Raw genomic sequence first — 15,069 nt, 5'->3', positions numbered from 1 at the left:
ACGTTCGTCAAATTTTTCAGTGATTCCCTAATGCCATTTGAATATAAAAAGAAATGATAGCATCACCGTATAAATAGGCTAACGTACTGCCTGCCGCAATCGCGGGAGCAAAGGGAAGCGGCTGTCTTTTGGCGAGTCGTCCAGTCAGGGCGGCTGCCGCTCCATATAATGCACCGATCAAAACAGAAAAGAAAAAAGCAGCAGCCAGCACTTTCACACCAAGCATAAAGCCAATCACCGCAAATAATTTAATATCTCCTCCCCCTATTCCTCCACGGGTGATCGCGGCAATAAAGGCTAAAGATAGAAATCCGGCGGCCGCACCTAAAAGACCGGCATACCAGGAATCAAGCGGAGAAATCAATCTCGCAGCCGCCAAAAGGGGAAGAAAGAAAACCAATATTCGATTTGGAATCAGCATATAATGAATATCTGTCACCGCAACAATGATGAGAAGAGAGATAAACACGAGAGCTGGAAATAGTTCCGAAGATAGACCAAAGCGAATACCGGCGGCGGCAAATAAACACGCTGTCAAAAGCTCTGCCGCGGGATACATTAAAGAAATTCTGCGCTCGCAGCTTTTGCATTTCCCCTTTTGGAAAAGAAATGACAGGATGGGGATTAATTCTGTTGGAGTTAAAGTCCGCCGGCAAAATGAGCATGCTGAACGGGGCGTGATAATGGATATATGTGAAGGGATACGGCACCCGGCCGTATAATAAAACGAACCAAAAATCAGGCCGAGAATAAATAGAATAAGAAGCATGGACAACACACCTTTACTAGATACTGGTATGGATTGTAGCAAAATGAGCGGCCATAACTCGAATCGGGAATATTCAATTTTACACATAAAAACCCCGGCAGAATCTCAATTTTGATACTGCCGGGGCTGATTGCCTTTATTTCAGCCTTTTACGAATCTCAGAAATAAAATAAAGCGATCCGGTAATCAGCACAATGTCATTTGTTCCTTTTTTGCTTTCTATAAATTCGAGCACATCTTGAGGATCTTCACTCCAGCTTTTATTGCTGATTTCACTTACCTCATAGAGATCTTTTGCAAGAGAAGCACGCGGGAAATCAAAAGAAGCAAAATGAATCGCATGCGCTATGCTCTCCAGCCTCTTTATCATGGTTTGATATGGTTTGTCCTTTAACGCACTAAACACAATAGAAATGCGGGAATCAGGGAAACGCTGTTTCATCGTTTCCGCCAGCTTTTCCACACCTTCTTCGTTATGCGCGCCATCTAAGTATACCGGCGGCTGCTCTAAAACTAGCTCTAACCGTCCCGGCCATGCAGCCTTTACCAGCCCGCTTCTTAGCGCTTCCTCACTGATATGGGCAATATTCTCTCTATTGAGCCACTCCGCAGCCAAAATGGATAATGCGGCATTTTGTCTTTGATGTGTGCCAATGAGAGATGTCCGAATGTCTTCATAGCACTTCTCACCCGTTTTGAAGGAAAACTGTTCTTCCGCAGGCAAAGCCTTTTCATTGAACATAACACATGTGTCATGTAATGACTGGAACGGCGCAGCATGCTGCTCAGCTTCATGACGAATGACCTGCAAGGCTTCCGGCTGGGTAACAGCGGTCACGATTGGAATTCCATCTTTAATGATTCCGGCCTTTTCTCCTGCAATTTCTTCAATCGTGTTTCCCAAAATGTTCATGTGATCATGTCCGATGCTTGTGATCACAGTTAAAAGCGGTTCAACCACATTGGTAGAGTCAAATCTGCCGCCCAAACCTGTTTCAAAAACAACAAAATCGACCTTATGAAATGCTGCAAAATATAAAAATGCACAAGCCGTCATCACTTCAAATTCTGTCGTCGGCCCGTATTCTGTTTGATCAAGTGCTTCAACGTGCGGCTTCAGCTGATTGACAAGCGCCGTCCATTCCTCATCTGAGATCGGTGTTCCGTTTACACTGATCCGTTCATTAAACGTAATAATATAAGGTGACGTAAACGTGCCAACCGTATATCCGGCTTCTTGCAGCATAGAACGGATAAAAGCGACAGTTGAGCCTTTTCCGTTTGTTCCTGCGACGTGAAGTGCACGGATTTTCTTTTCAGGATGCCCTAATCGCGCCATCAGCTGCTCCATCCGGCCGAGTCCGGGCTTCACGCCGAATTTCAGCCGCCCATGAATCCAGCTGCGCGCTTCTTCATATTTAGTAAACAATGATAATCCCCTCTTTTATAAGACAAGGCGGTTTCTAGAGAAACCGCCCCGCTTTTTCATTAACCCTTCAGCTCAGCCATTCGTTTTTGAACAGCGTCACGCTTTGCCACATAATCTTTTTCTTTTTCACGTTCTTCATCAATTACGTGCGCAGGGGCTTTTTTGATAAATCCTTCATTTCCAAGTTTCTTTTGGACACGCTCGACTTCTTTTGTCAGCTTATCGAATTCTTTTTGCAGACGGGCAATTTCTTCGTCGATATTAATTAAGCCTTCAAGCGGAAGAATAACCTCTGCTCCTGAGACAACGGCCGTCATTGCTTTATCAACAGCCTTGATATCCGTGCCGATTTTAAGCACGCTCGGATTCGTAAAGCGTTCAACATACGAACGGTTCGCTTCGAGACGGGCTGCGATTTCGTCTGTGCTTGTTTTAATATGCAGTTCAACCTGCTTGCTCATTGGCGTATTGACTTCACTGCGGATATTACGCACAGAACGGATCAGCTCAACAAGAAGCTTCATGTCAGCCGCCGCTTCCGCATCCGTATGCTCTGGCACAACAACTGGCCATTGACTTACTGTAATCGATTCCCCTTGGTGAGGAAGGTGCTGCCAAATCTCTTCCGTTAAGAATGGCATAAATGGATGGAGCAGACGCATCGTTTGATCCAGTACGTAAGCAAGGATGGAACGAGTTGTTTTTTTAGCCGCTTCGTCTTCTCCGTAAAGCGGTAGCTTCGCCATTTCAATATACCAATCACAGAAATCATCCCAAATGAAATTATATAAATGGCGGCCGACTTCACCAAATTCATATCGATCAGCAAGCTGGGTTACGTGCTCGATCGTTTCATTTAATCGCGTTAAAATCCACTTGTCAGCAACTGATTTTTCACCTGACAGATCAAGCTCATCGTATGACATGCCGTCCATGTTCATTAATGCAAAACGGGAGGCATTCCAAATTTTATTGGCGAAATTCCAAGTCGATTCCACCTTTTCATAGCTAAAGCGCAGATCCTGGCCCGGAGAGCTTCCTGTCGCTAGGAAATAACGCAGAGAATCGGCTCCGTACTTGTCAATGACATCCATCGGATCGACACCGTTGCCAAGAGATTTACTCATTTTCCGGCCTTGCTCGTCACGGATTAAGCCATGGATTAACACATCTTTGAACGGGCGCTCGCCTGTAAATTCGATACCTTGGAAAATCATGCGTGACACCCAGAAGAAAATGATGTCGTATCCTGTTACGAGAACGTCTGTCGGATAGTAGCGCTTAAAGTCTTCAGCCGTTACGTCAGGCCAGCCCATCGTGGAGAAAGGCCAAAGCGCAGAACTGAACCATGTGTCCAATACGTCTGTATCTTGTTCCCAATTTTCGCTGTCCTCAGGCGCTTCAAGCCCGACATATAGCTCGCCTGTTTCTTTATGATACCAGGCAGGAATACGGTGTCCCCACCACAATTGACGGGAAATACACCAGTCGCGAATGTTTTCCATCCAGTGTAAATACGTTTTTTCAAAACGGTCAGGCACAAAGTTGACCTTTGCTTCTTTCTTTTGCAGTTCAATCGCTGCATCAGCAAGCGGCTGCATATGCACAAACCATTGTGTAGAAAGATAAGGCTCCACAACAGCCCCGCTTCGTTCACTATGGCCGACAGAGTGCATGTGATCCTCGATTTTGAAGAGAACTCCCGCTTCCTGTAAATCCTTCACGAGCTTTTTGCGGCATTCAAAACGATCCAAATCTTGATATTGCAGGGCATTTTCATTCATCGTACCATCTTCATTCATAACGAGTATGCGCTCTAAATTGTGGCGGTTGCCAAGCTCGAAGTCGTTCGGATCATGAGCAGGTGTAATTTTCACGGCACCTGAACCAAATTCCATATCAACGTAATCATCACCCACAATCGGAATTTCACGATTTACAATCGGCAGGATCACCGTTTTTCCGATAAGGTGTTTATAGCGTTCGTCTTCAGGGTGAACGGCAACAGCCGTATCACCGAGCATCGTTTCAGGACGTGTCGTCGCAATTTCAATTGAACCTGAACCGTCGGTGAGCGGATAGCTCATATGATAAAATGCGCCTTGAACATCTTTGTAAATGACCTCAATGTCAGATAACGCTGTTTTTGTCGCAGGGTCCCAGTTAATAATATATTCGCCTCTATAAATCAGGTCTTTTTCATAAAGCTTAACAAATACTTCACGAACCGCTTTGCTTAAACCTTCATCCAGCGTGAAACGTTCACGGGAATAATCAAGGCCAAGCCCTAATTTCGCCCACTGGCTTCGAATAAAGTCAGCATACTCTTCCTTCCAGCTCCACGTTTCCTCGAGGAATTTTTCGCGGCCCAAATCGTAGCGGGATTTGCCTTCTTCACGAAGTTTCGCTTCTACTTTAGCCTGTGTCGCGATGCCGGCGTGGTCCATACCTGGAAGCCACAGCACATCATAGCCCTGCATGCGTTTCATTCTAGTTACAATGTCTTGCAGCGTCGTATCCCACGCATGACCAAGATGAAGTCTTCCTGTTACGTTTGGTGGCGGAATAACGACAGAATAGGGCTCTTTTGTCTCGTCACTTCCAGCTTCGAAAAATTTGCCTTTCAGCCAAAAATCATATCGGTCTTTTTCAACCGCTGCCGGATCATATTTCGTCGGCATTGTCATCTGCTCATTCGTTTCCATCATAACCCTCCAACATGTTTAAAAATGGCTGAGAACGACAAAAGAGCTCTTCATCCTGTAAAAGGACGAAAAGCTCTTTCGCGGTACCACCTTTTTTCATGAACTCTACCAGTTCATGCACTTACAACGGATAACGGGTGTTTCCCGAATTTCTCTACTCTTCTTTCAAGAAATTATGCTCCCGGGCGACCTTCCAATCAGACAACATAAGAAGCCTTTCAGCAAACGGCTTCTCTCTCTGCATGCGCCTTTTTTGTACTCTTCCCGTTCTAAGCAGGTGTATCGTATCTATCAGCTCATTATATACTTTTATTTATGCTCTTTATTATAGTAAAAGTGTTTTTGATTCGTCAATCATCTTTTCCAAAAACGCCGCTTTCTATACCGAATAGGCAGGCACCTATTGCCCAAGTTTACATATGATGCTTGTAAATGCGTAGGAGGAGGATGCACCGTGAAGAAACGATTCAGCTCTTATTCGCTGCCGCCGTGGGTCAAACAGATTCGGCTTGTATCCGTACAAGTGATTATCCCCATTTCAATATTTCAAGGGATCAGAACCATTTTCTTTCCGACAACCTTTGATGTTTTGCTGCTCGCAATTCTAATCATTTTAGCTTGTGCCCTTCATTTAGAATGGATATAAACCAACAAGTCCGCGCCATTAAGACGTGGACTCGTTTTCAGCCTGATATTTTTTCTCTTGTTCAATTTGATAAATTTTCATCAAAAACGGCTCTATATTTTTCATTTGCCAGTAGGCCTTTAATAAATGTGTACATTCATCCTTTTCATGCTGTCTTTTCCCAGTTTCATAACGGTACAGCACCTTATACACGGCTGCCGGGTACGCCATATAGCTGAGAAAAAGACTAACCTCCGCTTCATGCAAAGGGAATGATTTCGTGTAGGCATAAAACCATTCGACGCATTCTGGACAAGCTTTTGGAAATCCCCTGAACATTTTTGTATAAAAGCCGAGCAGGTCGTTTTGCGGCGGACCGACAGATGCCCTTTCAAAATTTGTAAAATACCCGGTGCCTGCATCATTATACAGAAAATGATGGATAGACAAGCTGCCGTGATTCATCACAACTCTTGAGACATCCTTTTCTTTTGCCGACTCATACCAGTCCTCCAGCCGTTCCAATGCAAAGCGCACCGCAGAAATGGTTTCTGAAAAGCAGCTTACAGCTTGGAGTTCAAATGGGGAAAGGTACCATTCCTTCTCCGCTCTATCCACAAACTGTTCATAGAACATTTTATCCTGTTCCCACTTTTTTTTCGTTTGACCGTAATAACCTTCAACATCATTACGGCTAATCTTCATTTCCTGTGCAGTTCTCTCGTGAAGACGGGCTGCTTCCCTAAATAAATAAGTATGTTTTTGATCCTGTTCTTCCTCTTGGTCAAATTGAAGCCAAGGCATTAAATAATAGGAATCTCCTGATTGTACACCAGCCGATAAAAACGTACCGCTATTTGTTCTGTAAATGGGAACAAACGAACGAAAACCTTTTTCCTCAATCGCCACCATATGATCTGTAAACTGTTTGCTGCGAACCGATTTCAATTTTTTCAGGGCAAATATACCGTAGTCTGTATACACTTTCCATACAAGAGGACTGACAGGCTCAATAAATTGAGCAGTCAGTCCGTATTCCTGAAGAACCGATTGGGTTTCTTCCATTCCATTCACCACATTTTCCAATCGCTTACGACTTACGCATGGCTATGTTTATTTTGAGGAATATAAAGGATTTGACCTGCTTTCAATTCATCATCCAATGCTAAGGAATTCATCCTGATCAGCTGCTGGGAGGTAATTTCATACCGTTCACATAAACGCTCGATCGTGTCTTCCTGCTGAACAATGCATATTTTCATTCTCGAAAATTCATCCTCTTCTCTCGTAAAGAGCTTTGTTAAGTAAAGAGAATTATTACTTTCATTTGCTTGAGGCTCTTTCTTTTCAGCAGCAGGAGCAGTCCTAGGAACAGCCTTTGGTTTCTCCCTTTCAGTTTCTGAGGCATTAGGCTGCTGGAAGGATTGAAGAGAAGTTTCTTCCTCAGGTTCTTCAGCCGGCGGTATTTTCCTCACTTCAATCTGAAAACTTTCCTCCCCTTGTTCTTCCTCTTCCAGCAGCTTAGGCGCTGAATAAAAAGAAACCTCATCTTCATGTTCAGGCAGGAAGGTTCGGTATGCCGGTGCAGACTCTTCTTCTTGAGATGTCTCCTCCTTCAAGCTTGCTTTTTGATTATGATGAAGCTGTAAAGCGGCTTCGTCATTCTCCGCCTGTGGAGCTGAGGAAGATTTTCCCTCTCGGCTTTCTTCAATGGAAGATACGGCCTGAGATTCAGTCTCCAGAGCTTCTTCAGCTTTTTGACGGTACGCAGGTTCAGTATGCTCCCGGTTTTCTGTTTCTTGACGGTACGCAGGCTCAGCGCGCTCACGGTTTTCTGTTTCTTGACGGTACGCAGGTTCAGTATGCTCCCGGTTTTCTGTTTCTTGACGGAATGCCGGTTCAGCGTGCTCCGATTTTTCTGTTTCTTGACGGTACGCAGGCTCAGCGCGCTCCCGTTCTTCTGTTTCTTGACGGTACGCAGGCTCAGCGTGCTCCCGTTCTTCTGTTTCTTGACGGAGTGCTGGTTCAGCGTGCTCCTGTTCTTCTGTTTCTTGACGGTACGCAGGCTCAGTGTGCTCCAGCTCTTCTGTTTCTTCATTTTGAGCCTCTTGGCGCAATGCATATTCGAGAATAGGTGACACTGGCGCCTCAGAACTCACAGTCTCTGCCTGCGGTTCGGCCTTTGCTGCAGGGTCTGCTTCTTCGCGAACATCTGCACTTTCAGCTGCTGACTCTGGCGGTTCATTTTCTGCTTTCACGATCTCTTGATCCTCTGTTTCTAAAGCATCATCTTCCTCTAATTCCGAATCTTGACGGCTCTCCGTTTCCCTCTTTGGAAGTTCTGCCGGGCATGCCTCGTCTTCCACGCCTTCTCGCGTCTCTCGTTCTGAAAAAACTGATTCTAGGTTAAGGTTAGCAGATTCTGCTTTTTCTGTTTCCAGCTCTTCACGAAGCCCAGCTTCCGAGATAAATAGTTCTGGCGATTCGGCTGTTATTTCATTCTGCAGAACCCCTTCTGCTGCCCTTTGCATCGGCGGCTCTGAAAGCTCTTCCTCTCTGAACGCCGCGGAAGCCTCATATAGAGGAATCTCCGGCTCCTTGTCTGCCGTATCATCCAGAAGCCCTTCGATCGCTAAATCAGCCTGAATCGTTAAAATACGTGAATCTGTTAACTGATAGTCAAATGCGTCAATAAAGACGAAGACATCCTGTAAATGACTCACTTTATTTTTCGGAATGGTAATATCCACAGGAAAACAGTGAGCCAGCTCAGCACTTCCATCCGCTCTCTTTCTTACTTCTTCAACAAACCGCTTATCAGTATACATTTCTTCGGTATGTTTGTTTTGATCTATGTTGTACTCACCTGTAAGTTCAAGCGATCCTCTGATTGATACATAATCATTTACTTCCTGAACCCTAATATCAGGATCTAATGAAATAGAAAGCAGTTCAGAAACTTCCTGTCCTTTTTGGAAATAGATCGATTCTTCTACAGAAAATTGCAAGCGATGATTTTGCGGCAAGTTCATATCCTCCTTTCATCTAATCCTTAAAATTAGATGTCACTAAAGGTGTATGTATGAACTGGGGGAAATATGAGTGGACGGACACAGAAAAAACCGGTACAAGGCTGTCCTTGATACCGGTTTTTTCTTTTATCCGCGGCTGATTTCAGCAAATACTTTCTCAGCTGCCTGAATTGTTTTTTCAATATCTTCATCAGTGTGGGCCGTTGAAAGGAAAAGCCCTTCGAATTGTGATGGCGGAAGGAATACACCTTCATTTGCCATTCCTTTGTAATAGTTAGCGAACAGCTTCAGATCGGAAGCTTTGGCTGTATCATAATTGATAACAGGCTCGTTAGTAAAGAAGAAACCGATCATTGAACCAGCGCGGTTAAAGGTATGCGGAATGCCGTGAGTCTCGGCCGCTTTTGAAATACCTTCTTCCAGTCTGTCACCTTTTTTCATAAAATTCTTATAGGAGTCAGGTGTCAGCTGTTTCAATGTCTCTAAGCCAGCTGTCATTGCAAGCGGGTTGCCTGACAATGTGCCGGCTTGATAGATCGGACCGCTCGGAGCGATCTGCTCCATGATTTCTGCCTTTCCGCCATAAGCGCCGACAGGAAGTCCGCCCCCTATTACTTTTCCTAAACAAGTGAGATCAGGCGTTACGCCGAAATAGCCTTGGGCACAGTTATAATCGACCCGGAAGCCTGTCATCACTTCATCAAAAATCAGCAGAGAACCGTATTGCTCAGTGATATCACGCAGACCTTGCAGGAAGCCTTCTTGCGGCGGAACAACGCCCATATTTCCGGCAACAGGTTCTACGATCACACCGGCAATGTCTTCACCGAATTGCTGGAAAGCAAGCTTTACACTTTCTGCATCATTGTACGGAACGGTGATGGTGTTTTTCGCGATACCCTCAGGCACACCAGGGCTGTCAGGAAGACCGAGAGTGGCCACACCTGAACCTGCTTTAATTAAGAGGGAATCGCCGTGGCCGTGGTAGCAGCCCTCAAATTTTAAAATTTTATTGCGGCCCGTATACCCCCTTGCTAAACGGAGGGCACTCATTGTAGCCTCTGTTCCGGAGCTGACCATTCGTACAATTTCTACAGATGGCACACGATCAATGACGAGCTTTGCCAGTTCATTTTCCACTTCAGTCGGAGCACCGAAGCTTGTCCCGTATTCAGCCACTTTTTTAAGACTCTCTACAACACGGTCATTTGTATGTCCCAAAATGAGAGGTCCCCATGACAAGACGTAGTCAATATATTCATTTCCATCAATATCATAGATTTTTGAGCCTTTTCCGCGTTCCATAAAAATCGGGTCCATGTTTACCGATTTAAATGCGCGAACAGGGCTGTTCACACCGCCCGGCATGAGTTTTTGCGCTTCTTTAAAAGCCGTTTTTGATTTTTCATAGCTTCTCATCTGCCTCAACTCCTATCAACTGAATAAAATTACTCCGCAAGCCATTTCGCTGCGTCTTTAGCATGATACGTAATAATCAGGTCCGCGCCTGCACGCTTCATACTTGTCAAAATTTCCAACACGATTTCTTTTTCTTTGATCCAGCCATTCTGCGCTGCAGCCTTCACCATTGAATACTCCCCGCTAACATTATAAGCGACGAGCGGTAAAGTAAACTCATTTTTCACATCACGCATAATATCCATATATGAAAGCGATGGTTTGACAATCAAAAAGTCCGCGCCTTCCTCCACATCTGACTGCGCTTCGCGGAGTGCCTCCATACGGTTGGCAGGGTCCATCTGATATGTTTTGCGGTCCCCGAATTGCGGCGTGCTGTTTGCTGCATCACGGAATGGACCGTAAAACTCACTTGAATATTTCACAGCGTAGGACATGATCGGAATATTGATGAATCCTTCTTTATCAAGAGCTTCTCTGATCACTGTAACAAATCCGTCCATCATGTTTGAAGGCGCAATGATATCCGCCCCTGCTTTCGCTTGGCTGACAGCCGTCTGCGCTAAAAGCTCCAGTGATTCATCATTTAGAATTACGCCGTCTTTGACAAGCCCGCAATGGCCATGATCAGTGTATTCGCATAAACATGTATCAGCAATAACAACCATCTCAGGGAAATGTGTCTTAATTTCGGTAATGGCTTTTTGGACGATGCCGTGGTCATGGTACGCTTGCGTTCCGCAATCATCTTTTTCTTCAGGTATGCCGAACACGATGACCGATTGAATACCCAGTTTAACCAGCTCTGCTATTTCATCCTTCAATAAATCTAATGATACATGGTAAACATCAGGCATCGACGGAACAGCTTTTCTGCCTTCAAGCCCTTCAACGACAAAAATTGGATAAATAAAATCCGATGGGTGTAAACGTGTTTCTTTTACCATCTCTCTCATTGTTTTTGATGCCCGCAGGCGACGGTGTCTGTTAAATAATTGACTCATATTTTCTCTTCCTCTCTTGACATGCTGCACATTAACTCAAGCATGCCATCTATTGTAAATGTACTAGGCGTATGAGATGTAATGCCATATGTCAGCAGTGCGTCTCTTGTTAAAGGTCCGATGCTGATACATGACGTCTTGTTCGCCTGCCACTGTTTCAATTCTTCACCTAAAACATGCATAAACGTATGTACGGTTGATGAACTCGTAAATGTCACATAGTCAAAGGAATATTGGCCCGCAGCTGCTTTTAATGCCTCGATGCCTTCTTCATCCGGAATTGTTTCGTAAACAGTCCATTCCTTTACTGCAAAGCCGAGCGGGACAAGCTCCTGTTTGATCACATCACGTGACAAATTGCCTTTCACTACGGTAATTGGTTCCGCAGGATTCGCATGCTCTTTAAGGGACTCTGCCAGCTGTTCAGCGATATAATCCTTAGGCATGACATCAACCGATACGTCATACGTTTCCAAACGGCGTGCCGTTTTTTCACCGACAGCCGCAATTTTTTTATACGCTGGAAAAATGAGTTGATTTTCCTTTAGATAAGAAAAAAAGAAGTCTGCTCCGTTCACACTTGTAAAAACAATCCATCCAGGCGCACCAAGATCCTCTTCCACTTGTTTTGCAGCATCATTCGGCAAAGCGCGGCGAAACGTAATCAAAGAGGTCAAAATCGCTTTTCCGCCCAGCGCCTCCACTTTTTGACGAAACGATTTTGCCTGTGCCTTATTCCGGGTGACAAGCACTGTTTTTCCTTTCAGCGGAAAATCATTTTCCATCCTCATCAAGCTCCTGTTTTACACGATCAATTAAATCTTTGGCTCCTTTATCAGCCATCAGAGCAGCACAGCGCTTTCCAACGTCCTCTGGATCGTTTCCGGTGACGGTTTCTTTATAAATGATTTTGCCATCAGGAGAAGCGACAAGTCCTGTCAATTTAATTTCATCATTCTCATTTAAAACTGAGTAGCCTGCAATCGGAACCTGGCATCCGCCCTCCATCGCGTTTAAATAAGCGCGTTCTGCCAACACAGTCCGTTTTGTATATTCATCCGTAAACTGCGTAAACAGCGCCAAAAGCTCTTCATCCGATTCTCTGCACTCAATCGCCAATGCTCCCTGGCCCACAGCAGGCAAACAGCACTCCGGCTCTAGAAATTCTGTCACGACATCTTGCTTCCAGCCCATTCTGGAAAGGCCGGCTGCAGCTAAAATAATCGCATCATAATCTTCATTTTCCAACTTTTGGAGCCTTGTATCTATATTGCCTCGAATCCATTTAATTGTAATATCAGGCCGCTCGATCAAAAGCTGTGCGCTTCTTCTTAAACTGCTTGTTCCGATGACAGCGCCTTTCTTCATTTCCGAAAGCTTTACATGATTCTTTGAGATAAGGGCGTCACGCGGGTCTTCCCGTTCAGGAATACAGCCGATCACAAGGCCTTCAGGTAAAACAGCCGGCATGTCTTTCATGCTGTGCACTGCCATATCAATATCTTCATTCAAAAGCGCTTGTTCAATCTCTTTGACAAAAAGCCCTTTTCCGCCCACTTTTGAGAGCGTAACATCGACAATCCGGTCGCCTTTTGTCACGATCTCTTTAATTTGAAAATCAAATGAAGGATTAATTTCCTTCAGTTTTTGAATGACCCATTTTGTTTGAGTCATAGCAAGTTTGCTTCGTCTCGAACCTACTTTTATTGTTCTCATCGTTTTCTTTCCTCCCGAATCTGCTTGGGACATCTTTTAACTGAACCAATGGAATTGCGACAGGCTTCCAAGCAGGAAGTAATTGATCATCAGCACGAGAAAACAAGCCGTATTCCACAGTGCAGCGACCTTTCCTTGCAGCTCTTTTATCAGCCTGATATAAAGATAATAGCTGTACAGCAGCAGGACGACAAACGAACCAAGCACTTTGGCGTCAAACCAATACAGCGTTTCTAATGAGACATACGCCCAAATGACACCGAGAATCAAACTCAGCAGCAGCATCGGAACCCCGATGATATTTAGAACATATGCCATATAATCAAGCTTAGACAAATCTTCTATTCTCAACAGCCATTTTCCCCATTTTTTCTTTTTCAGCAGACGATATTGAAACATGTACAGCACAGAAAAAACGAAAGAAAGGGAAAAGGCCCCGTATGAAAGAATCGCCATTGTAATATGAATCACCAAAAGCTCAGATACCAGCTGCCCGGAAAAAGCGGCTGACTGCTGATCTGTCGGTGAAAAGGTATGGATAGCGATCAGAGAAAACCCTATCACATTTGTGAAAAACACAATAAAGTCAACTCGTAATAGCTTTGTCAGGACAAGTGACAGTGTGACAAGCACCCACGCATAAAAATAAAGCGCCTCTGTCACATTTAATACCGGAAACCGCCCCGTTATCCACATAAAATAGGACAAATACACGGTTTGCAGAGTCCAGACAATAGAAAGCAACCAGAAGGCCATTTTTCCAGCCTTCCGGTTGTGTTGAAGAAAATCTATAAAATAAAAGAGCACACTTAATGCATAAATGACGATTGTTCCTTCATTAAGCCTTGCCATTGCAGTATCAATCATTCAGCATTCACTCACTTACAAGTGGGGCAAAGCCCGCTTTTGATTCAGTCTTTTTAAAAGAATGAACCTTTTGGCTGCTTTCAACAGTTTTCATCGTTTGATGGTCCGCAGCTTCTTCAATATCAAAAATCTGCATAAACAAGGCCAGCTTTTCTTCAGAATCAGCTTCTGCCGCAAGCTCTTTCGCCTTTAAAATTGGGTCACGCAGCATTTGGTTAATGATGCTTTTGGTGTGTTTGTTCAACAGCTTTTTCTCTCTTGTGCTTAAGTGAGGCAGCTTCCGTTCGATACTTTCCATCGTTTCAGACTGAATCGCAAGCGCCTTTTCGCGCAATGCAGAAATAACCGGAACAACACCAAGTGTATTCAGCCATTGTTTGAACTCCACAATGGTTTCTTCAATTAACAGTTCAACTTTTTCAGCAGTTTCTCTGCGCTCTTTCATGTTCGCTTCTACAATACCTTCAAGGTCATCGATATCATAAAGAAAAACGCCTTCAAGATCATTCAGCGCTGGATCAAGGTCTCTAGGCACAGCAATGTCCACCATAAACAGCGGACGTCCCTTGCGAAGCTTGTTCGCATTTTCCATCATCTCTTTGGACACGACAAAATCACTTGCGCCAGTTGAACTGATTAAGATATCGGCCTCCGCAAGCGCGCTTTCAAGCTGATTTAAGCTTCTCGCTTCACCGGAGAAACGGTCTGCAAGCTCCTTCGCTTTCAAATATGTTCGGTTAATGACAGTGACCTTGCCAATTCCCTGTCCGTGCAGGTTTTCCGCAGCAAGCTCGCCCATTTTTCCCGCACCGAGGATCAATATGTGCTTACTTGAAAGGTTTCCGAAGATTTTTTTAGCAAGTTCAACTGCAGCATAGCTTACTGACACTGCGTTTGAGCCAATGTCTGTTTCAGCGTGAGTTCGTTTGCCTACTGTAACGGCCTGCTTAAACAGTTCATTAAAAATAGTGCCGATGGTTTTTTCTTGCTGAGCTGTTTTAAAGCTGTCACGCACCTGGCCAAGAATCTGCGTTTCGCCAATTACCATAGAATCAAGTCCGCAGGCTACGCGGAACAAATGCTCAAAAGCCGCATCGCTTTCGTAAAATGTTAAAAACGGTGACAGCTCTTCTTTGCTTAATTGAAACCAATCAGCTAAAAACTTCTTTATATAATAACGGCCGGTATGGAGCTGGTCGACTACCGCATAAATTTCAGTGCGGTTGCAGGTGGAAACGATGATGTTTTCAAGAATGCTTTTCTCTTCTTTCAGCTGCACCATCGCTTCAGCCAGCTCATTCGGCTGAAAGCTAACTTTTTCACGCATTTCAATAGGGGCGGATTTATAATCTACTCCCACAACAAGTATATGCATCGCTTTCTTTGCACCCCCAACGTCCATTCTTTATTTATAATCATTCTAACATAGAATTTATTATTTATAATGATTATAACATAGTTTCTTTCACAAAATGTGAACAGATTTCAAAATTCTTATGCTAT

At 44.4% G+C, this 15,069-nt stretch carries 12 protein-coding genes and 1 other annotated feature; of the genes, 1 reads left to right on the top strand and 11 read right to left on the bottom strand.

The annotated features are described in order from the left end of the window. Positions 1–16: 16 nt before the first annotated feature. The 3 genes from AAGG74_RS01335 to valS form a co-directional block, all read right to left on the bottom strand. Complete coding sequence (locus tag AAGG74_RS01335) at positions 17–769, bottom strand: prepilin peptidase (protein WP_429674321.1); 753 nt, start codon at positions 767–769, stop codon at positions 17–19. A 136-nt stretch (positions 770–905) separates the two neighbouring features. After that, positions 906–2,198: a bifunctional folylpolyglutamate synthase/dihydrofolate synthase gene (locus AAGG74_RS01330; protein ID WP_429674320.1), complete on the bottom strand. Its 1,293-nt coding sequence runs from the start codon at positions 2,196–2,198 to the stop codon at positions 906–908. Positions 2,199–2,257: 59 nt separating this feature from the next. Continuing rightward, a complete protein-coding gene (gene valS, locus AAGG74_RS01325) occupies positions 2,258–4,903 on the bottom strand; it encodes a valine--tRNA ligase (protein WP_429674319.1) in 2,646 nt (881 codons plus the stop codon). Between the two features lie 58 nt (positions 4,904–4,961). After that, positions 4,962–5,184, bottom strand: a binding site (T-box leader). A gap of 173 nt (positions 5,185–5,357) precedes the next feature. Here valS and AAGG74_RS01320 point away from each other — a divergent pair. Continuing rightward, complete coding sequence (locus AAGG74_RS01320) at positions 5,358–5,549, top strand: hypothetical protein (protein WP_162102221.1); 192 nt, start codon at positions 5,358–5,360, stop codon at positions 5,547–5,549. Between the two features lie 18 nt (positions 5,550–5,567). Here the strand turns inward: AAGG74_RS01320 and cotN are convergent, their stop codons facing one another. From cotN to hemA, 8 genes are all read right to left on the bottom strand, one after another. Then, entirely contained in the window at positions 5,568–6,593 is a 1,026-nt protein-coding gene (gene cotN, locus AAGG74_RS01315) for a spore coat protein CotN (RefSeq protein WP_429674318.1), read from the bottom strand. Positions 6,594–6,625: 32 nt separating this feature from the next. Next, entirely contained in the window at positions 6,626–8,554 is a 1,929-nt protein-coding gene (locus AAGG74_RS01310) for a LysM peptidoglycan-binding domain-containing protein (RefSeq protein ID WP_429674317.1), read from the bottom strand. Positions 8,555–8,686: 132 nt separating this feature from the next. Further along, entirely contained in the window at positions 8,687–9,979 is a 1,293-nt protein-coding gene (hemL, locus tag AAGG74_RS01305) for a glutamate-1-semialdehyde 2,1-aminomutase (RefSeq protein WP_162102218.1), read from the bottom strand. A gap of 29 nt (positions 9,980–10,008) precedes the next feature. Next, positions 10,009–10,983: a porphobilinogen synthase gene (hemB, locus tag AAGG74_RS01300; protein ID WP_162102217.1), complete on the bottom strand. Its 975-nt coding sequence runs from the start codon at positions 10,981–10,983 to the stop codon at positions 10,009–10,011. Continuing rightward, positions 10,980–11,768 carry a uroporphyrinogen-III synthase gene (gene hemD / locus AAGG74_RS01295; RefSeq protein ID WP_162102216.1) on the bottom strand — a complete coding sequence of 263 codons (789 nt, stop codon included), beginning with the start codon at positions 11,766–11,768 and terminating at the stop codon, positions 10,980–10,982. Before hemD ends, hemB begins: the two co-directional genes overlap by 4 nt. Continuing rightward, positions 11,758–12,699: a hydroxymethylbilane synthase gene (gene hemC / locus AAGG74_RS01290; protein ID WP_162102215.1), complete on the bottom strand. Its 942-nt coding sequence runs from the start codon at positions 12,697–12,699 to the stop codon at positions 11,758–11,760. The genes hemD and hemC overlap by 11 nt, the downstream gene beginning before the upstream one ends. Positions 12,700–12,735: 36 nt before the next feature. Continuing rightward, complete coding sequence (locus tag AAGG74_RS01285) at positions 12,736–13,566, bottom strand: cytochrome c biogenesis protein (protein ID WP_429674316.1); 831 nt, start codon at positions 13,564–13,566, stop codon at positions 12,736–12,738. A 7-nt stretch (positions 13,567–13,573) separates the two neighbouring features. After that, a complete protein-coding gene (gene hemA / locus AAGG74_RS01280) occupies positions 13,574–14,941 on the bottom strand; it encodes a glutamyl-tRNA reductase (RefSeq protein ID WP_429674315.1) in 1,368 nt (455 codons plus the stop codon). Between the last annotated feature and the right edge of the window lie 128 nt (positions 14,942–15,069).

This window comes from Bacillus mexicanus (assembly GCF_050445615.1).
Taxonomy (GTDB): Bacteria; Bacillota; Bacilli; order Bacillales; family Bacillaceae; genus Bacillus; species Bacillus mexicanus.
Note: the sequence above shows the minus strand (reverse complement) of the source record. Positions and strands in the feature narration are given on the sequence as shown.

What these genes read in the sequence shown, in the direction of transcription:
- AAGG74_RS01335 (WP_429674321.1), bottom strand. Translation starts at nt 769, where the DNA reads ATGCTTCTTATTCTATTTATTCTCGGCCTGATTTTTGGTTCGTTTTAT.
- valS (WP_429674319.1), bottom strand. Translation starts at nt 4,903, where the DNA reads ATGGAAACGAATGAGCAGATGACAATGCCGACGAAATATGATCCGGCA.
- cotN (WP_429674318.1), bottom strand. Translation starts at nt 6,593, where the DNA reads ATGGAAGAAACCCAATCGGTTCTTCAGGAATACGGACTGACTGCTCAA.
- hemL (WP_162102218.1), bottom strand. Translation starts at nt 9,979, where the DNA reads ATGAGAAGCTATGAAAAATCAAAAACGGCTTTTAAAGAAGCGCAAAAA.
- hemB (WP_162102217.1), bottom strand. Translation starts at nt 10,983, where the DNA reads ATGAGTCAATTATTTAACAGACACCGTCGCCTGCGGGCATCAAAAACA.
- hemD (WP_162102216.1), bottom strand. Translation starts at nt 11,768, where the DNA reads ATGGAAAATGATTTTCCGCTGAAAGGAAAAACAGTGCTTGTCACCCGG.
- hemC (WP_162102215.1), bottom strand. Translation starts at nt 12,699, where the DNA reads ATGAGAACAATAAAAGTAGGTTCGAGACGAAGCAAACTTGCTATGACT.
- AAGG74_RS01285 (WP_429674316.1), bottom strand. Translation starts at nt 13,566, where the DNA reads ATGATTGATACTGCAATGGCAAGGCTTAATGAAGGAACAATCGTCATT.
- hemA (WP_429674315.1), bottom strand. Translation starts at nt 14,941, where the DNA reads ATGCATATACTTGTTGTGGGAGTAGATTATAAATCCGCCCCTATTGAA.